Annotated in this window: 17 protein-coding genes; all 17 read left to right on the top strand. The window is 40.9% G+C overall.

The features are described from left to right. The first annotated feature begins 520 nt into the window (after window positions 1-520). The 17 genes from MKX49_RS09705 to MKX49_RS09785 all read left to right on the top strand — a co-directional run bounded on the left by MKX49_RS09705 (window position 521) and on the right by MKX49_RS09785 (window position 19,108). Window positions 521-1,219: a hypothetical protein gene (locus tag MKX49_RS09705; RefSeq protein ID WP_258833698.1), complete on the top strand. Its 699-nt coding sequence runs from the start codon at window positions 521-523 to the stop codon at window positions 1,217-1,219. 15 nt (window positions 1,220-1,234) lie between these two features. Further along, window positions 1,235-1,465 (top strand): hypothetical protein, encoded by a 231-nt coding sequence (locus MKX49_RS09710; protein WP_034312370.1) that lies wholly within the window; start codon window positions 1,235-1,237, stop codon window positions 1,463-1,465. A 1,206-nt stretch (window positions 1,466-2,671) separates the two neighbouring features. Continuing rightward, window positions 2,672-3,535 carry a branched-chain amino acid ABC transporter permease gene (locus MKX49_RS09715; RefSeq protein WP_048678573.1) on the top strand — a complete coding sequence of 288 codons (864 nt, stop codon included), beginning with the start codon at window positions 2,672-2,674 and terminating at the stop codon, window positions 3,533-3,535. Between the two features lies 1 nt (window position 3,536). Further along, entirely contained in the window at window positions 3,537-4,532 is a 996-nt protein-coding gene (locus tag MKX49_RS09720; protein ID WP_048678571.1) for a branched-chain amino acid ABC transporter permease, read from the top strand. Beyond that, the gene (locus MKX49_RS09725) at window positions 4,529-5,299 is read left to right on the top strand and encodes an ABC transporter ATP-binding protein (RefSeq protein WP_445670121.1); all 771 of its coding nucleotides are present in this window, start codon (window positions 4,529-4,531) and stop codon (window positions 5,297-5,299) included. Before MKX49_RS09720 ends, MKX49_RS09725 begins: the two co-directional genes overlap by 4 nt. Next, window positions 5,292-5,999, top strand: coding sequence for an ABC transporter ATP-binding protein (locus tag MKX49_RS09730; protein WP_340876251.1), 708 nt, complete (start codon window positions 5,292-5,294; stop codon window positions 5,997-5,999). The genes MKX49_RS09725 and MKX49_RS09730 overlap by 8 nt, the downstream gene beginning before the upstream one ends. 22 nt (window positions 6,000-6,021) lie before the next feature. Further along, window positions 6,022-7,203 (top strand): ABC transporter substrate-binding protein, encoded by a 1,182-nt coding sequence (locus tag MKX49_RS09735; RefSeq protein WP_340876252.1) that lies wholly within the window; start codon window positions 6,022-6,024, stop codon window positions 7,201-7,203. Between the two features lie 360 nt (window positions 7,204-7,563). After that, a complete protein-coding gene (gene murQ / locus MKX49_RS09740; RefSeq protein WP_340878510.1) occupies window positions 7,564-8,472 on the top strand; it encodes an N-acetylmuramic acid 6-phosphate etherase in 909 nt (302 codons plus the stop codon). 10 nt (window positions 8,473-8,482) lie between these two features. Further along, complete coding sequence (locus MKX49_RS09745) at window positions 8,483-9,340, top strand: MurR/RpiR family transcriptional regulator (protein ID WP_063593364.1); 858 nt, start codon at window positions 8,483-8,485, stop codon at window positions 9,338-9,340. Between the two features lie 32 nt (window positions 9,341-9,372). Further along, window positions 9,373-10,743 carry a PTS transporter subunit EIIC gene (locus MKX49_RS09750; RefSeq protein ID WP_340876253.1) on the top strand — a complete coding sequence of 457 codons (1,371 nt, stop codon included), beginning with the start codon at window positions 9,373-9,375 and terminating at the stop codon, window positions 10,741-10,743. Continuing rightward, window positions 10,740-11,750 carry a MupG family TIM beta-alpha barrel fold protein gene (locus MKX49_RS09755; RefSeq protein WP_340876254.1) on the top strand — a complete coding sequence of 337 codons (1,011 nt, stop codon included), beginning with the start codon at window positions 10,740-10,742 and terminating at the stop codon, window positions 11,748-11,750. The genes MKX49_RS09750 and MKX49_RS09755 overlap by 4 nt, the downstream gene beginning before the upstream one ends. A 260-nt stretch (window positions 11,751-12,010) precedes the next feature. Next, window positions 12,011-13,894, top strand: a complete 1,884-nt coding sequence (locus MKX49_RS09760; protein WP_340878511.1) for a glycoside hydrolase family 3 protein — start codon at window positions 12,011-12,013, stop codon at window positions 13,892-13,894. A gap of 46 nt (window positions 13,895-13,940) precedes the next feature. Continuing rightward, complete coding sequence (locus MKX49_RS09765; RefSeq protein WP_340878512.1) at window positions 13,941-15,146, top strand: exo-beta-N-acetylmuramidase NamZ family protein; 1,206 nt, start codon at window positions 13,941-13,943, stop codon at window positions 15,144-15,146. A gap of 190 nt (window positions 15,147-15,336) precedes the next feature. After that, a complete protein-coding gene (gene nagE, locus MKX49_RS09770) occupies window positions 15,337-16,812 on the top strand; it encodes an N-acetylglucosamine-specific PTS transporter subunit IIBC (RefSeq protein WP_340876255.1) in 1,476 nt (491 codons plus the stop codon). Window positions 16,813-17,180: 368 nt separating this feature from the next. After that, on the top strand, window positions 17,181-17,609 hold the full coding sequence (locus tag MKX49_RS09775) for a DUF1801 domain-containing protein (RefSeq protein WP_063593369.1): 429 nt from the start codon (window positions 17,181-17,183) through the stop codon (window positions 17,607-17,609). Between the two features lie 45 nt (window positions 17,610-17,654). Continuing rightward, window positions 17,655-18,698: an oxidoreductase gene (locus MKX49_RS09780; RefSeq protein WP_340876256.1), complete on the top strand. Its 1,044-nt coding sequence runs from the start codon at window positions 17,655-17,657 to the stop codon at window positions 18,696-18,698. Window positions 18,699-18,829: 131 nt separating this feature from the next. Next, window positions 18,830-19,108: a hypothetical protein gene (locus tag MKX49_RS09785; protein ID WP_340876258.1), complete on the top strand. Its 279-nt coding sequence runs from the start codon at window positions 18,830-18,832 to the stop codon at window positions 19,106-19,108. Window positions 19,109-19,133 lie beyond the last annotated feature (25 nt).

Below are 19,133 nucleotides of genomic sequence, written 5' to 3' on the forward strand. Positions count from 1 at the left end.
TTTTTTCTAATATTCAAATAAATAAGTAGAAATATTATCGTGTTAGCAAGATCAAGTTAGGGTTTTAAATTATCCAAAATATATACAATCATGTAATCACCTTCTTTTTTTCAATAAGTAGTCTCTAACCAATATTTGTCTTTAACAACCCATGTATATACTCTTGCAACTGTCAATTTTGAATTTTCAGATGCTCTATTTTTAAATCTAACTCCCCAATATGCACTTTAAGTTAATGTCACCGTACCTCTGATTACCCCTTGAGCTTCTATTGACCAATAATGGGCTCGAGGTGGAACTTCATAAACTCATTTAAATACATGAAGTCACACCTTGTATAAGATCAATATCAATCAAAATATTACTCTACTCAAACATTCCTCGTTTTAACCCTTTACTTTTTTGTATATTTTGCATATTATTACTTATGTACCATTAAAAGTCAAAATTTTAGGGAATATGCATCATTGTTTGTTAAGGTTGTGTTGCATATGTACTATAAAAAATAAGGGGGAACATAATGTGTAAGAAATTATCGATGACTGTAATCATGCTTTTATCAGTGGTTATGCTAGTTGGAGGAATTTTACCGAGTGTGGGACATGCCCAAAAGAACAATGAATCAATAAGTACAGAAAGTACAGTATTAACTTTAGACGATACCATGACAGTTAGTGAACAAAACTCAATAATTAATGAGTATCTAAGTGATCCAAATATAGATGAGTTAATTGTTCTTGATGAGTCGTTATTAATAGAGAGTAATGTTATAGAGAATGGCCCTAGCACTAACGCACGTGCTATAATTAATAAGTATAAAGTTCAAAATGTACGGGGAGGGTCTGATGCAACAGGATCTAGCGGACTTGCCACTGCTATTGGTGGTCCAGGAGTAGTATTAAATATTAGCCAGAATAAATCAGTAGCTACCACAGTTAGTGCGAATTTTGGTGCTAGTAATGCTGCACTATCAGGGGCTCTAGGGTATAGTGTTACGGGTACAACAACTATAACGATTTCTGGTACATTTAAAGTTCCGAGTAAGGTAAATGGGAAAAGTGTTAAATCATTAAAATTCACAGCATATCCTGTATATAAAACTAAACTATATGATGTATATAAAATGCCATGGAATTCCTTTAGTTGGACTAAACAAGGAACAGGCACAGCAAAAAAAGCTTATGGTGTATCTTATAAAAAAGTTTATACCTATAAATAAAGGATTGAAGCTTAAATGAAAAAAAAATATATAATTATAATTTTTATGCTTATAATAATTATTGGAAGTTTGCAAATTCCTAGTCTGCTAGAATCAATATATCCATTGGCTAAAGAAGATAGAACGGAAGCTTTTTATAATATTAGATATTTATTGCAAGGGATTTTTTCTTTGGCAGGTATAATATTTGTTAATATTATATTGTTAATATATTTCATGAATGGTGATGTTGATAAAAAAAACTAGTTGAATAAGTAATGAAAGCCCTCTTCGACGAGGGCTTTTCTTTGTTTTTTCCTTGACTTTTATTTTCCTATTTAGCTTTCCTACACTTTTCATAATCCTTTTTTTGTACGTAAGCAATTCATTTCGATATATTTGCAACCGAGTCCACACCATCTTTGACTTTTAAAAAGACCCCCTTTTTCGACGTAAAAAAAAGCGTCAGCCCACAAACTTATTTTATAACGGAAGTGTTGAAACCTCCCTCTCCCAGTAGATAGGTTATTTTACATTCTTCTACTAATCAGGAGAGAAAGAAAACTGATATATCAGTGTTTCTAGGGTTTGAGTTATTCTCTTAAGAGATATAGAGCCCATTACTAAAGAACGAAGTAATACTTTTTTATGATTAAATCACCTCATCTTGGTAGGTAGCCTTCTTTACAAACAGTACAGATAGAGTTACCTAATCTTTAAAGAATTTTTAAGATATTATGGGTTGTAAAGTTGTTTTTTTGTACATGATTAACTGCTATTGCATGAAAACATTGTAGTTATGAAGGGGATTTTTGAATCCTTTTCATTTTATGTCTTCATTTAATTCTTTATTGATTCAAAAATGATTTTTTCAGTCAATAGTGAATGACGGACATCCCTTATGGAATCGTTACTTTTGATTTTTACAATTCAATAATGAATTCACTTAATGATGAATAGCCTTATTGTCGGTGAGTTAATGTTGGCACGGCACTTGCATTTATATACAGGAAATAATCTACATACAGGAAATTAATCTACGTAATGGTCCTTTAGTGGTGTGGAAGGGGTGAAAGAATCAGACGTTTACCATAGGTATAGGTAAACCGTTATTAAAGAGAAGATGGATCATTTGCTATCCCTAAAAACAGCATATGCTTGTCTACACAATCGTACCGCCTAGAATCCAGATAGAATGAGGAAAAAACGTAAGGTGCATGTATTTAATAAGTTGTTATTATAAATGAAAGCGCTAACAACCAATCGAGTGTTTTTTTCGCTACACCTAAGCTATATCTGTAGGCGGAGAATGTAGGGAAATAAAACTTACTGTTCCACCCCGGGAGTTTGAGCCTGTGAGGAAAAAATTGAAAGTGTTTTTCATCGCAGAGGTGTGCTTTCAAAATATGGACAGGATGTGAGCCAGGGAATGAACAGCAAAGTGAAATTCATTAATTTTCAAGGAGGAAGTAAATGGAGATTTTGATCCAGCAGCTTTTTAATGGTTTGACGATTGGCAGCGTATATAGTCTTGTTGCACTGGGATTGACGCTAGTATATGGAATTTTGCATATTCCGAATTTTGCACACGGTGCCCTATATATGTTGGGAGGATATATCACGTTGTCAATGATGACATTATATGGGGTCAATTACTGGATTGCCATGTTCGTATCCATTATCGTTGTTGGTTTGTTGGGAGTCCTTTTGGAACGTTTCGTGTTCCGCCTGTTAAGGGAGGCACCTCCGTTGCACGATAAGATTGCAGCAATCGGGATTCTCCTTTTTCTTGAAGCTTTTGCCCAATTTGTCTGGGGTGCCGACTTCCATACTATGACTTCTCCATATGGTCAAGTCGTCAATATCCTGGGACTGACGTTCACACTTCAGCGATTATTGATCATCGTGTCAGCTATCGCAGTGATGGTTTTACTTTACCTTTTCCTAAAGAAAACTTATGCCGGTTCGACGATAATTGCAATGTCCCAAAGCCGTGAAGGGGCGTCATTAGTAGGAATCAACATTAATAAAGTCGCGATGCTTACCTTCATGATATCGGGGGGATTAGCAGCCATCGCTTCATCCCTTGCATCACCGATTAATCTTGTTTTTCCCGGCATGGGGCATTTAGTCATCCTAAAAGCCTTCGTCATTATCATATTGGGTGGGATGGGCAGCATCCCGGGGGCGATCGTAGGTGGATATATCCTAGGTTTCAGTGAGAGCCTAGGTGCAACTTATATTTCAAATGATTATAAAGACATCATTGCATTCATACTTTTAGTCATCATATTAACGGTGAAACCAACAGGTCTTTTTGCAAAGGGGGAGAGGTAGTGTGAAGATATTAACGAAAAGAAATGGGATTATCGCTCTTATCGTCTTTGCTTTTTCATTCCCCTATATCGCGCAAAACGATTATTATCTCCATATGCTGACACTTTCGTTCATCTGGGCGATAGCTGTTTATGGAATCAATTTATTATCAGGCTATACTGGATATCTCTCGCTTGCACATGCTGGATTTTTTGCTATTGGAGCATATTCTCTTGGCCTGCTCACAGTAAAAGCGGGAATGAACTTTTGGCTGGCACTAATATGTGCATGTTTAATCACATGTGCCATTGGGTTTTTAATCGGTTTGATTGCGCTGAGGACAAAGGAACACTTTTTCGCGATTTATACCCTATGTGTGGGTTACATCATATATCTGGTGATCGATAAATGGGAGGGACTTACAGAGGGGGTTAGGGGATTAATCGGGATCCCTGCTCCTGGAAATATAGGGCCGGTCACATTTGATACTGCAGCATCCCAATATTATCTCGTTCTCATTTTCCTGCTTGCAGTGATTTTAATCGTGTATCGAATTATTCGCTCGTTGACCGGCAGAACGTATATAGCCATCAGGAACAGCGAGGACCTTGCACAAACGATTGGTATATCCACAATGAAGAATAAGTTAACCGCATTTGTCCTATCCACATTCTTCGCAGGTTTGGCAGGTGCCTTGTATGCTTCATTCATTCGTTTCATTGGACCTGATATCGGATCAACTGCCATCATGTTCGATCTATTGATGTATTTATTGGTTGGTGGAATCGGGACACTTTCAGGTCCATTGGTAGGAACATTATTATTAGTAATTCTGTCGCAGAATCTGCAATTCCTTCAAGAATATCGAATGTTGATATTCGGACCATTACTTACGGTGATCATTATCTTTTATCCGCGCGGAATAGCAGGTGCCTTCTTTGATTGGCAAAGAAAGCGAAAAGATAATGCGCTGTCCGGGGTTAGGGGCGAATTGCACATAAAAGCTGAGGAGGGATGAATTTGCTAATCGAAACTAAGAATTTGACAAAGCGTTTCGGAGGATTGGCGGCCGTCAATAATGTGGATTTTTCAATTGAAAAAGGTAGAATCAATGCAATAATCGGGCCAAATGGTGCAGGGAAATCCACTTTTTTTAACTTGATCAGTGGCTTTCATCGACCAACTTCCGGGATGGTCCTTTTTAAAGGGATTGATATCACCAAACTTCCTGCCAATGAAATTGCGGGGCTCGGAATTTCAAGAACCTTTCAAACGACAAGCCTTTTCGATCAATCGACCGTGTTGGATAATGTCATTGTCGGTCATAGACTGCGAACAAAATCCAATTTGGTGGATGCCATTCTAAGAACAAAACGTTTAAAACGGGAGGAAGCGGCTTGCAGGGATAAGGCTATGGAGGTGCTTGATATTGTCGGATTAACGGAATCGGCTGACAGAATGGTCTCGAGCATCTCGCAGGAGGAAAAGAAACGGACAGCCATTGCCCTAGCCCTAGCGACAGAACCGGAAATCATCTTTCTTGATGAACCTGCTGCGGGAATCAACCCGGATGAAACGGAAGGTTTGACAGAACTGATTAAAAAATTGAATCGATCGGGACTGACCGTTTGTTTAATCGAGCACAAAATGCATATGATCATGAACTTGGCAGACCACATCATGGTCCTTAATTACGGAGAAAAAATTGCCGAGGGCACACCTAAGGAAATCCGCGGAAATGAAGCGGTCATTAAAGCCTATTTGGGAGGGAGTGCCAGTGCTTAAGTTAACAGATGTCGCCGTGAATTATGGAAGTTTCACTGCGATAAACCATGTGAATATCGAAGTTGCCGAGGGAGAAATCGTTGTTTTGCTAGGAGCTAATGGGGCAGGAAAAAGCACGACTTTTCGTTCCATAAGCGGAATCAGTAAGCTTTCCAAGGGGGAAATCCATTTTCTGGGCATGCCGATAGGGGGCCGTGCCCCGGATAAGAATGTCCGGGAGGGGATCGTTCAGTGTGCCGAAGGACGTAAACTGTTTCCACAGATGACCGTTCAGGAAAATCTGCGGATGGGTGCCTATGTGCATCGAAAGAAAAAAGCGGAGATCAAGGATTCCTTGGAATACGTCTATCACTTATTCCCGATTTTAAAAGAAAAGCATCAAGATGAAGCGGGAAGCCTGAGCGGCGGCCAACAGCAAATGCTCGCAATTGGAAGGGCTTTGATGTCAAAACCGAAATTGTTGATGCTTGATGAGCCTTCGGTGGGACTCGCTCCACTCATTGTCGAACAAATGTTTCAAGTCATTGAAGAAATAAACCGCGAAGGAATCACAATCCTGCTTGCTGAACAAAACGCGAATGCTGCCCTAAGCATTGCAGATAAAGGATATGTTTTTGAAAATGGGGAAATTGTCGTTCAAGGGACAGCAAGTGAGTTATTAGCCAATGATGAAGTAAGGAAAGCGTATATTGGGGCCTGAATAAATTGAATGGGGGATTTTTATGAAAAAACTGAAAGTATTATTTGTCTTTCTCCTGCTTACCATCACTGTTTTGACCGGGTGCAATAAAGGGGATAGCCCTGTGTCTAGCAGTGGCAGTAAAGGAAAAAATGACAATGTCGTAAACATCGGTTTTAGCGGTCCTTTAAGCGGGGCAGCAGCGTTATATGGGAAACGGACATTGAATGGTGTCGAAATGGCCGTCAATGAAATTAATGATGCTGGTGGTTTTGAAGTAGATGGTAAGAAATACACGTTGAACTTAGTATCGTTGGACGATAAATACTTACCTAATGAAACCGGGTCGAATGCTAAACGTTTAATTCAGGAATATGATACGCCGATCATTTTCACGCCTCACAGCGGAGGCGTGCTGGCACTTCAGGTTTTTAATGAACAAGAGGAATTCATCATTAGTGCATATACGAGTGAACCGGCAGTGACCGAGAGCGGAAATTCATTAACTGTTCGAATTCCACCGAATTACGAGGGGTATATCGAGCCTTTTACAACATATGCGATGGAAAATTTCGGCAAGAAAATTGCCGCTTTGCCAACATCTTCGCAATACGGTAAAGACTGGACGGAAGCCGTGCTCCCACATTGGGAAAAGCAAGGCGGAAAAGTCGTTTATAATTCTTCGATTGATTTCGCCAAAGAAACCGATTTCTTTACGATTGTCACAAATGCCTTAAAAAAAGATCCTGATGTGCTATTCATCGGTGGAGCTTCGGAACCTACGGCAAAAGTGGCGAAGCAAGCTCGGGAGCTGGGATTTAAAGGCGGTTTCATCATCATGGATCAAGCAAAGCTGGATCAAATGAAGCCGATTGCAGGTTCATATGAAACATTGGAAGGCTCGATTGGCGTTCTGCCATTGATGGACTCAGATGAAGAAGCAGTGCCTGCATTCGTCGAGAAATATCAAAAGAATTATAAGGAAGATCCAAGCTCCGAAGTAGGATTGAATTATATTGCCATGTATGCGTTTGTGGAAGCCATGAAATCTGCAGGCAGCGTTGATGATGCCAAGGCCATCCGTAAACATATGCAAGACGGACTTTCAAATATAGGGCCAGATCAAAAAATATACGATATTCCCTCGATTGATGAAAATGGAGGATTTGCATCAACTATTGTCGTCGGTGCAGTAGAAAACGGGAAAGTGGTCCCTATCCGTTAACTGGGTAAAGGAGTGCAGGTGTACCGGGTCTGGCGTAGTATACTAGTTTAGCATTTTGCAAAATTGCGTGTATCGTTCCTAATAAGGTGACGGTACACGTTTTTTTGTTGAAAAAATCCACACTAAAAATAGTAGGCTCCTATGGGTAAATTAAGCCACTCTGAAAGGGATAGATGCAAGTCCGCCAGCATCGGGGTTTTGAAGAACGGAGATTGCCGGTTAACAAATTTTACAAAAATATCTTGTCTCCGAGTAATGAAAACGCTATCATTGAATATAATATGAAATATAATTTCATTATTTTTTATTAAAAAATGAAATTATATTTAAGTGATTGTTTATAGGAGGATTTAATTGTCTATGGAAGAACATTTGCGTTCATTAACGACTGAATTACGGAACGAAAAGACGATGAATATCGACAGTGTCAATACAATGGACATCATTTCTGCAATCAATAAAGAAGATTTTAAAGTGGCAGCAGCAGTTCAGGCGGTATTGCCAGAGATAGAAACGGCAGTTGAATGGGCTTGCGAATCGTTAAAAAAAGGAGGGAGACTCATATACATCGGAGCAGGAACGAGCGGAAGGCTCGGAGTGCTGGATGCCGTGGAATGTCCCCCTACTTTCAGCACTCCGCCTGATAGGGTGCTGGGAATAATCGCAGGAGGGGAAAAGGCATTCGTTCGGGCTGTTGAAGGTGCAGAGGATAAAGAAGAGTTTGGGGAAAATGACCTGATTGACGTGGCGCTTACAGCAAATGATACGGTTATTGGCATTGCGGCAAGCGGGCGCACTCCTTATGTGAAGGGCGCTTTACGTTATGCAAGAAAGGTCGGGGCTAAAGCGGTCGCTTTATCATGCAATAATAACGCGAGCATCACGAAAGAAGCTGATATAGGGATTGAAGTGGTGGTCGGGCCGGAAGTGTTAACAGGATCCACGAGAATGAAAGCGGCAACCGCACATAAAATGGTACTCAATATGATTTCAACGGCAACCATGATCCGATTGGGCAAAGTCTATGAAAATCTGATGGTCGATGTAAATGTCAGTAATCAAAAACTGAAGGACCGTGCAGTAAACATCATAGAAACAGTAACGAATGCTGACTATGATCAAGCTTTGAATACGCTTGAAAAGGCAAATAATCAAGTTAAGCCAGCGATTGTCATGATAAAAACGGCAACAGATTATGAAAAAGTAATGGAGTTACTGGAAAAAGCGGATGGAGATGTCAGAAAAGCCATCTCGATTTATGAAGATTAGGAGGGAAGCAATGGCTACAGGAGGATTATCCATCATACAGACGATGTTGAGCAAGCTGCCGCAATCAGAACAAAAACTAGCGGAATATATTCTACAGAATCCTCATGAAGTTGTGAACAGCACTGTACAGGAATTAAGTACGTCTGCCCAAACAAGCGGGGCTGCTGTTATTAGGTTGTGTAAATCGCTTGGAATAAAAGGATTTCAAGATCTGAAAATAAGGATTGCTGGAGATTTGATGAAGACGGTTGAACAGGGCTACCGGGATATCGAGCCTTCCGAATCACTGTACCGGATTGTGGAAAAAACAACGAGTAATTCGATTCAGACCATCCGGGACACATCTGAAATAATCGATCATGATAATCTCAAACATGCCATAACGCTGATGCTGAATGCAAAAACCGTCCACTTTTGCGGTGTGGGTGCTTCGAATATAGTTGCTGCGGATGCTCAGCAAAAATTACTTCGCATCAATAAAGGAGCAACGGCTTTTACAGATATGCATTTAGTTGCAACCCTGATTGCAAATGCTGATGAGAATGACATCGTTTTTGCCATTTCATTCTCTGGGGAAACACCTGAAGTTGTCAATATATTGAAGCTGGCAAAGGAACGTGGGGTCAAGACAATCGGGCTGACTCATTATGGCCAAACAACGGTATCCTCTTTGTGTGATGCCACTTTGTTTACATCCTATTCGAATGAAGCACCATTTCGAAGTGCAGCAACATCCTCACGATTGGCGCAATTATATATGATTGACATTTTGTTTTTGGGGATGGCCTCAGAGCAATATGAAGAAACTGTCCAATATATTGATAATACCAGGACTGCCATTAAATCGATGACAGATCGATATAAATGATTAATGCGAGATTTGACAAAGGGGGATTATGAATGGGTAAGGGGGATAAGTACGCCAGTTTAGCAGAAGAGTTATTGGGGAAATTAGGTGGGGCATCTAATGTTGCCGATGCTGCACATTGTATGACCAGACTGAGGGTATTGCCAATCGATCGATCGAAAGTAAAAATGGAAGATATAAAAAATACGGAAGGCGTTTTTGGCGTCATTGAAGAGGAAACGATACAAATCGTCCTCGGGCCAGGCGTGGTGAACAAGGTTCATACAGAATTTGAAAAGCTTCTGGAGGAAGCTTCGGGAAATTTGAACTTAAAAGAAGTAGCCTCGAAGAATAAATCAGAGATTGATAGGAAAAACGCAAAACCGTTTAAACTTTTTTTACGCAGGATTGCAAGTATTTTCATCCCTTTAATTCCCGCCTTAGTGGCATCTGGTTTGATTACCGGTATTACAAAGGCAATCGTTCAAGCGGGCTGGCTTGCAGCAGAATCACAATTAGCCATCATTTTAACCGTTATCGGATCCGGTCTGTTTGCCTACTTGGGGATTTTGGTTGGGACCAATGCTGCAAAAGAATACGGCGGATCACCTGCACTTGGTGCCCTTGCTGGTATCTTGGTCATAAACCCGGCCGTCGGCGACATTTCATTGTTCGGTGAAAATTTGCTCCCTGGCCGCGGTGGATTGATAGGAGTACTCTTTGCAGCTATTTTCATAGCCTTGGTGGAAAAACAGGTCAGGAAATTCATTCCTCAATCACTGGATATCATTTTGACGCCAACCATCGCTTTACTCATTACCGGGATTGTCACTTACATTGTATTTATGCCGGTAGGAGGGTTTTTATCGGATGCCATTACGAATGGGTTATTGAATGTATTGGATTTCGGTGGTGTTGTAGCTGGATTCGTGCTTGGGGCGGCCTTCCTCCCACTCGTCATTACTGGTTTACATCAAGGTTTAACGCCTGTCCATCTAGAATTGATAAATTCGATTGGTGATGATCCACTGCTTCCCATTTTGGCGATGGGTGGCGCGGGCCAAGTGGGAGCGGCATTTGCCATCTATATGAAAACGAAGAAAGCAAGTTTGAAGAGAGCTATCGGAGGAGGCCTTCCTTCAGGAATGCTAGGTATTGGTGAACCCCTTATATTTGGAGTGACCCTGCCATTGGGCCGGCCCTTCTTAACTGCATGTTTAGGTGCAGGAGTAGGCGGAGCATTCCAAGCTCAATTCGGGATCGCCACGTCTTCCATCGGTGTGTCCGGACTGCCGCTTACCTTTCTAGTTCATCCAAACCAAATCGCCCTGTTCCTTGCTGGGTTGTTCATTTCCTATATAGCAGGGTTTATTTTTACGTATCTGTTCGGATTTAAAGATGAAATGGCGGTTGAATTTAAGTGATCGGAATTTCTTTTTATCTACAGGACCCGCATGCAGAAACACAAATTATACATGCTGCTAACCTAGGAGTGAAGAGAGCATTTACCTCGCTCCATATTCCTGAAGAAAAGGGAGACCTCGTGAAGAGGATGATCAGGCTTTTAAAGCTTGCAGAGGACTATGGAATGGAAATCCATGCAGATGTCTCATTAAATACGCTTATTCATTTGGGGATTAACAAATTTACGGATTTATGTCCATTAGGTATTAAAGGGATTCGCCTTGATGATGGGTTCGATAAAGAAACGGTCATATCTTTATCTAAGGTGTTTTCACTCTCACTAAATGCAAGTACGTTGAATGAAGAGGAACTTTTAGCCGTGCTTGGGGGCGGAGTGGAACCGGAAAGTCTGATAGCTTGGCACAACTTTTATCCAAGGCCTGAAACTGGCCTTGAAGAAGAGTTCTTTCATGAACAAAATGGAATGTTCAAGAAATACGGCATACCGATCTTTGCTTTCATCCCGGGTGCAGGAAGTAAACGCGGTCCTCTTCATGAGGGTCTTCCAACGCTTGAAAAACACAGGTTGATGAATCCTTACGCCGCCGGAATTGAGCTGATCCAGCATGTGGAAGGAGTTTACCTAGGAGATCAAGGAACGGAGGGTAATTTGCTTGAGAATCTAACCGCATATAAAAATCTGAACATTCTAACTGTTAGAGTGGAATCCCGACTTTTGCAAAGCGGTCAGTATAAATTGAGGCCAGATGTATCTCAAGATGTTTTCCGGCTTCAGAATACCCGGGTCACCGCAAATGTTGAGCCGAGTAATACAGCTGCACGAAGCCTTGGATCCATAACGATGGACAATGATGCTTATGGAAGGTATCGGGGAGAGGTTCAAATTTGCAAAAGAGACCTAGGGGCAGACCACCGAGTCAACGTTATAGGAAGAGTTATAGAAGAAGATATTCCCTTGCTGTCCCTTCTAAAGCCTGGTCAAACAATAAAACTTATAATTGAGTAAACAATTGGACTCAAAGAATCCAGGGATAATTGGATACATTTCATGAAGGCTTTTTAAAGAGGCGGCTGCTGGGATTCCCGATGCTGCCTTGATTTCTTTATAGGATCTATATAGTTCATTTCCATTCATTTTTTATCCCTTCACGGCAGTGGTTTGGAATTGTTGCTAACAGAACTAAAAAGAATACAAGGGAGGAAGCCTGAATGATAAAAAGGATATGTGCCCCAGCTGGAATCGCATTATGTTTGGTTTTATCCATTATGGGAGGGAATGCGGCAGCAAAGGGATACGAAAATGAAAAAACGGTATCTGATATTCAGGAAATCGTAGAAAACATGACAATCGATGAAAAAGTCGGTCAAATGCTCATGCCGGATTTTCGCAATTGGCAAAAACAAGGAGAAACAAAGGCAACCGGGTTTATTGAAATGAACTCGGAAGTTGCAAGCATCATCAAAAAATATCATCTGGGCGGTGTGATTCTGTTTGCTGAGAATGTAGTCGATACCGAACAAACGGTGCGGCTCACTGATGGTTTGCAGATGGCAAGCCCGGACCTTCCGCTGTTCATAACGATTGATCAGGAAGGAGGAATCGTAACTCGCCTTCAAACTGGAACGAACCTTCCTGGTAATATGGCACTTGGTGCAGCCAGAAAAGAGAGTTACGCTTATCAAACTGGAGAAATTATTGGCAAGGAACTGTCGTCACTTGGCATAAATGTCAATTTCGGACCGTCTGTCGATGTCAATAATAATCCCGGAAATCCTGTTATTGGCGTTCGTTCCTTCAGTTCCGATCCGGAACTTGTATCAAAGCTGGGCATTCAGATGATAAAAGGATTGCAAAATCAGAACATGATAGCGACGACCAAGCATTTCCCTGGCCATGGAGATACAGCAGTCGACAGTCATTATGGTCTTCCCCTTGTTTCTCATGATAAAGAGCGTTTGCGCTCCATCGAGCTGCTTCCTTTCCAAAGAGCCATCGATGCTGGAGTTGATATGATGATGACTGCACATGTTCAATTTCCTGCATTCGATGACACTACCTATATCAGTAAAAAAGACGGTCAAGAAATTATGGTTCCTGCAACGCTGTCACAAAAGGTCATCACGGGTCTATTACGTGAAGAAATGGGATTTGACGGTGTTGTGGTTACAGATGCTTTGAATATGAAAGCCATCGCGGACAACTTCGGACAGGAAGAAGCTGTGGTCCTTGCCCTGAAATCTGGTGTTGATATTGCTTTGATGCCGGCACAGGTTAATTCGCTTCAAATGGAAAAGAATATAACCTCTGTATTCAATGCAGTGAAGGCGGCAGTGGCAAGAGGGGAAATTCCTCTAAATCAAGTCAATCAATCTGTAACAAGGATACTTGAACTAAAAGTGAAAAGAGGGATATTAAACCCGGATGATACACCGATAGATAAAAAAATCGAAACCGCGCTTCAAGTGGTCGGTAACGAAGATCATTTGAAAAAAGAAAGGAAAATGGCGGAAGATGCCATCACTCTTTTGAAAAATGAACACAAAACATTGCCTTTCAAACCTAAGAAAAATGATAAAGTTTTAATTCTTGCTCCTTTTGATGACCAAGTCGAATCCATGTCTAGGAGCATCAGCGAATTAGCTGATAAAAAGAAAATAAAGAAAGTCCAAATAACGGGTATGAGTTTTTCAGGAAAGTCATTTACAGATCAAGTGGCCAGACTCATTGATGAATCGGACTTTGTCATAACTGGTTCCTATATTGTCAAAAACGATCCGGCTGTCAATGATGGAGTGATAGATGATAGCATTCAAGATTCGTCGAAGTGGGCAACAGCCTTCCCTAGAGCGGTCATGAATCATGCAAAGAAAAAAGATAAAGAATTTGTTTTAATGAGCTTAAGAAACCCTTATGATGTTGCAAACTTTGAAGAAGCGAAAGCGGTTCTAGCTGTTTACGGGTTTAAAGGGTATTCGAATGGGCGTTATAGACAGCCAAATATCCCGGCAGGCATCTCGACCATTTTTGGAGAATCAAGACCTAAAGGCACGTTGCCGGTCGCTATACCTTCAGTAACTAACCCCTCTGAAAGCCTTTATAAATATGGATATGGATTAGATATTAAATCTGGAAGACCCATTAAAAAATAAGGAGAGAAGCAATTTGAAAAGAATGATAATCCTATTTGCCATTTGCATGCTTTCTTTCGGCATCGTTTCCTCAAAAAGTGTAACAGCTGTTAAAGAGAAGAAAAAACAAAAGGTCAGTCCTGGTATTGAAGTTCTTTTAAAAGAAGAAAAGAACGTTTTAAGCGGAAAGAAAGTCGGCTTGATTACGAATCCAACTGGCATCGACTCTAAATTAACCAGCATCGTCGATCTCCTTCATGATGATCCGGATATTAATTTAACGGCTTTATTTGGTCCTGAACATGGAGTGCGTGGAGATGCGCAAGCTGGTGCAAGCGTTGAATATTATATTGATGAAAAAACAGGATTGCCCGTTTATAGTTTATATGGCAAAACGAAAAAACCGACGCCTGAAATGTTAAAGGATGTTGAGGTCCTTGTTTTTGATATCCAGGATGTCGGAACACGCTATTACACTTATATCTACACGATGGCTTATGCAATGGAAGCAGCCAGAGAAAATGATATCCCCTTTATCGTGCTGGACCGGCCGAACCCACAAGGCGGGGAGTCGGTAGATGGGCCGGTCCTTGAACCTGAATTCTCATCGTTTGTTGGGTTGTATCCAATCTCGCTTAAGCATGGGATGACGGTTGGGGAACTCGCGACTTTGTTCAATAAGGAATTTAAAATTGGAGCAGATCTCAAGGTCATCAAGATGAAAGGCTGGAAGCGAGATATGGATTATGACGATACTGGTCTCCCTTTTGTCTTGCCGTCACCGAATATGCCGACAGTTTCCACTACTTTCGTATATCCGGCTACAGGCTTGATCGAGGGAACGAATGTCTCGGAAGGCAGAGGGACGACCAAACCATTCGAGTTGATAGGTGCTCCTTATATAAACAGTGATGAGCTTGCCGGGAAATTAAATGCATTAAGGTTACCCGGTGTGAAATTCAGGGCAGCGTCCTTTACACCTACATTTTCAAAACATGCAGGTAAACTTAGCCACGGAGTGGAAATTTATATAACGGATAGAGAAGCGTTCAAGGCTGTCCCAACTGGACTTCACATCATCAAGACCATTCAGGATCTATATCCCGGTGATTTCAAATTCCTTGCAGCCAACAATTTCAATTTATTGATTGGAAATGGCTGGATAATGTCTAGAATTAAAGAAGGTTCAACAGTAAATGAAATCTTGAAAGAATATCAAGTAAAGCAGGATGCCTTTAAAAAGGTTCGCAAAAATTACTTGCTCTATAAATAACTGAAAAAAGAAAAGTCCGGGTTGGACTTTTCTTTTTTTATGGGCTTTCGAAGGAGGAGTAAATCGCTAAGACTTTATTCCTGAATATAGTCAAATTAATAAATGAAATGAAGTTCTAAAATGGAAGGAACCGTTGTCTAATAGAATATGGGGTTTGCCCTAAATCAGTAATTGTCAGGAGGAAAGCGGAATGAAAAAATATCTTCAAAAAATTGGGCGTTCCTTGATGCTGCCAGTAGCCGTATTGCCGGCAGCCGCCATTTTAATGGGGATCGGTTACTGGATAGATCCAGCAGGATGGGGAGCGGGAAGTCCGTTAGCAGCTTTCTTAATCAAAGCAGGTTCTTCGATCATTGACAATATGGCTATCTTGTTTGCCGTTGGAGTGGCGTTGGGGATGTCGAAAGGAAAAGATGGAGCTGCCGCTTTGAGCGGGCTCGTAGCCTATCTAGTCGTAACGACATTGCTTTCCACGGACTCGGTGGCGATGCTGCAAGGAATTGAGGCAAAAGATGTAAATCCAGCATTTGTGAAAATAGAGAATGCATTTGTCGGAATCCTTTCGGGCCTTATAGCGGCAGCTATGTATAATCGGTTCAGTAAGGTCGAGCTGCCTGATGCACTCGCCTTCTTTAGCGGTAAACGCCTAGTCCCGATCCTTACTGCGGTTATCATGTTACTGGTTTCCCTTATATTATTCTTCGTATGGCCACTCATCTACTCCTGGTTAGTTATATTCGGGGAAGGAATAAGTGAATTAGGTGCTGCTGGAGCAGGACTCTATGGATTCTTTAATCGGCTTTTGATACCAACAGGTTTACATCATGCGTTAAACTCCGTATTCTGGTTCGATGTAATAGGACTTAACGATATCGGTAAATTCTGGGCTGGAACAGGAATAAAAGGAACCACAGGCATGTATCAAGCCGGATTCTTTCCCGTGATGATGTTCGGTTTGCCGGCAGCAGCTCTTGCCATGTACCATACGGCAAAATCACGGAAGAAAAAACAAGTGGCCTCATTAATGCTCGCAGCCGGCTTCGCTTCATTTTTCACAGGCGTTACTGAACCTTTGGAATTTGCTTTCATGTTTGTTGCACCAGCCCTATTCGTTGTGCATGCCTTATTAACAGGAATATCGTTGGCTATTGCTGCGACTTTCCAATGGACAGCAGGGTTCGGTTTTAGTGCAGGATTCATTGACTTTGTTTTAAGCTCAAGATTGCCAATGGCAAATGAACCTTATATGCTGCTTCTTCAAGGACTGGCTTTTGCAGTCATCTACTATTTCTTATTCCGATTCTTGATAACTAGGTTCAATTTAATGACTCCCGGCAGAGAAGATAATACAGAAGATGAGCTTGATGGCGGAGGAGCGATTGCGGGAGCAGACAGCGGTCAAGGCGGGAATAATGAGAGCAAATTCTTTGGAATGGCTTCCGCTATTTATGAGGGATTAGGCGGAGACGCTAACGTAACATCTGTAGATAACTGTGTTACCCGTTTAAGGGTGGAAGTGGAAAATATGGGAGCTGTCGATCAGAATAAAATCAAATCAGCAGGGGTTGCCGGAATCAATATTGTGGGTCCCCAAAGCATTCAAGTCATCGTAGGGACACAGGTACAATTCATAGCTGATGAAATAGAAAAGATCAGGCGGCAATAGATCTAGTAAAACTGCATTTTGCCTTTTAATGAAAAAATCTACGATCAGAATAATAATTTCTGATCGTAGAGATTATTATGGTAAAGTAATGATTTTTAAAGCGTGAAAGATTTACTTAATAAACTCTGCTCTTAAAATAGAATAAAACGAATCAATGTTCTATAATATATAAGGGTATAATGAAGGATTTGCCATGAAGCTTAGAGAAATAGTAAAGGAGCTCGTTCGTCAATCATTGATACATCGCTGATGAAGGCTGCCTACATACATAACAACCTTTAAAACACGATTGAACAGGGTACTAAGATGCTGAGCAAGCGATATCTTATGAATTTTTTCTGCCTTTTAATATAAGGGAGGTTCCGGTCATGTATAAACAAAAAACCAAAGAGACGGACAGTAGTGTCATTGAGTTCATCGAAAACGTCGATAATCCGAAAAAACGTGAAGATGCCTATGAATTGTTGAATGTTTTTACCGAAACGACAGGTTATGAGGCAAAGATGTGGGGACCGAGCATAATTGGGTTCGGAACCTATCATTATAAATATGAATCAGGTCACGAAGGCGATGCCCCCCTGGTAGGCTTTTCACCTCGAAAAGCAAAAATCAGTTTATACTTTGCTCCAGGGGATAAAAAAAGAGAAGAATTATTACAGGCATTTGGAAAACACACTTCCGGAAAAGCGTGTGTGTACATCAATAAAGTGGCAGATATCAATATTAATGTATTGAAAGAATTGATTAATCAATCTGTCAAGTTTTTGAGAGATACATACCCGGACAATGAAATATAATAAAATGTTTGTTTAAGAGGAACAAGAAAGCGAGTGGGATTGAAAATGAGAAAAATTAAAGTTGGCATAGTTGGGTACGGATTGTCAGGAGCTACTTTCCACGCGCCATTACTAAGTGTTTTAGAGCAGTTTCAAATAGCGAAAGTTGTGAGCTCCAATAAGGAAAAAGTCCAAAAAGATTTGAAAGATGTGGAAGTGGTAGGCAGCTTAGAGGAAATTCTTGAAGACCCATCCATTGATTTGGCTGTTATTACGACACCGAGTGGTTTGCATTATGAAATGGCCAAGCAAAGCTTGTTAGCCGGGAAGCATGTCATCCTCGAAAAGCCGATGGTTGTGGAAGCTTGGGAGGCGGAGGAGCTCATCAAGATTGCCGAGGAAAAGAATCTGCTATTAAGTGTCTATCATAACCGGAGATGGGATAATGACTTTTTGACCGTGAAAAAACTTATGGATGATGGAGTGCTTGGGGAAATCAATACATACCAAGTCCATTATGATCGATACCGGCCTGTGGTCAGGGATAGATGGAGGGAAAAACCGGGCCCGGGATCAGGCATGCTTTATGATCTAGGATCACATCTCATCGATCAAGCACTTCATTTGTTTGGATTGCCGCAATTCGTTTGGGCAGATGTATTTTCCCAAAAAGAAAATGCAGAAACGGATGATTACTTCCATGTGATATTAGGATATGAAAAGCTGAGGGTTATCTTGCATTCAGGCTCAATCGTTCCGTATAATGGACCGCGGTATCAGGTGCATGGAAGTAAAGGATCATTTATCAAATATGGTCTTGATTGCCAAGAGGCAGACTTAAGTGAGGGGAAAAAACCAGTCGATGACTCTTGGGGTGCCGATGATCCCGAATTTTATGGTAAGCTGGTTACGGTTGAAGGAGAAAATGAGATACATGAAACCATTGAAACACTGCATGGTTCTTATTTAACGTATTACCAGGCAGTTGCCGATAGTATATTGAGCGGGAAGAAAGCTCCAGTCACTGCCCAAGAGGGGTTAGCGGTCATTAAAATCATTGATGCGGCTTTTGAAAGCAGTAAAGGAAAGAAAGCCATTTATATTAAATGAAATTAATTTCCCTTTATAACAATATGAAATGAGAAAACTGAATGATAAGCGGCCTTATTCTAAAAATAAGGTCGCTTTTTATTTTGGTGAAATAAAAGCTTCAACTTTAGTAAAGAATGGAGCAAATACTCGTGAATACAAATATTACGCATGACTTTGAGCAGTTTCCGCATGAAACTGGAGCAGAAATCCGAGAGTTGGGGACGTTACTCGTGAAATTGACGCATTTACTCGTGAGTTTGAAGCAATTACTCGTGAATTTGAGTGTTACACAAAAATATGAGCAGTTTCCGCAAGAAACTGGAGCTAGTTCTCAAGAGATCGAAATGTTACTCGTTATTAAACTGTTTTGGAGGATTTCAATTAAAAGAAGAATGGATAAAAAAATCCTAATGAAAACCCCCGGATAGCGGATGCTACTCGGGGGTTTCGTTA

Origin of the sequence: Peribacillus sp. FSL M8-0224 (assembly GCF_038003055.1) — a bacterium.
Lineage (GTDB): Bacteria > Bacillota > Bacilli > Bacillales > DSM-1321 > Peribacillus > Peribacillus frigoritolerans.

Coding starts and splice junctions, on each gene's coding strand:
- MKX49_RS09705 (WP_258833698.1), top strand. CDS start 521: ATGTGTAAGAAATTATCGATGACTGTAATCATGCTTTTATCAGTGGTT.
- MKX49_RS09710 (WP_034312370.1), top strand. CDS start 1,235: ATGAAAAAAAAATATATAATTATAATTTTTATGCTTATAATAATTATT.
- MKX49_RS09715 (WP_048678573.1), top strand. CDS start 2,672: ATGGAGATTTTGATCCAGCAGCTTTTTAATGGTTTGACGATTGGCAGC.
- MKX49_RS09725 (WP_445670121.1), top strand. CDS start 4,529: ATGAATTTGCTAATCGAAACTAAGAATTTGACAAAGCGTTTCGGAGGA.
- MKX49_RS09735 (WP_340876252.1), top strand. CDS start 6,022: ATGAAAAAACTGAAAGTATTATTTGTCTTTCTCCTGCTTACCATCACT.
- murQ (WP_340878510.1), top strand. CDS start 7,564: ATGGAAGAACATTTGCGTTCATTAACGACTGAATTACGGAACGAAAAG.
- MKX49_RS09745 (WP_063593364.1), top strand. CDS start 8,483: ATGGCTACAGGAGGATTATCCATCATACAGACGATGTTGAGCAAGCTG.
- MKX49_RS09750 (WP_340876253.1), top strand. CDS start 9,373: ATGGGTAAGGGGGATAAGTACGCCAGTTTAGCAGAAGAGTTATTGGGG.
- MKX49_RS09760 (WP_340878511.1), top strand. CDS start 12,011: ATGGGAGGGAATGCGGCAGCAAAGGGATACGAAAATGAAAAAACGGTA.
- MKX49_RS09765 (WP_340878512.1), top strand. CDS start 13,941: ATGCTTTCTTTCGGCATCGTTTCCTCAAAAAGTGTAACAGCTGTTAAA.
- nagE (WP_340876255.1), top strand. CDS start 15,337: ATGAAAAAATATCTTCAAAAAATTGGGCGTTCCTTGATGCTGCCAGTA.
- MKX49_RS09775 (WP_063593369.1), top strand. CDS start 17,181: ATGTATAAACAAAAAACCAAAGAGACGGACAGTAGTGTCATTGAGTTC.
- MKX49_RS09780 (WP_340876256.1), top strand. CDS start 17,655: ATGAGAAAAATTAAAGTTGGCATAGTTGGGTACGGATTGTCAGGAGCT.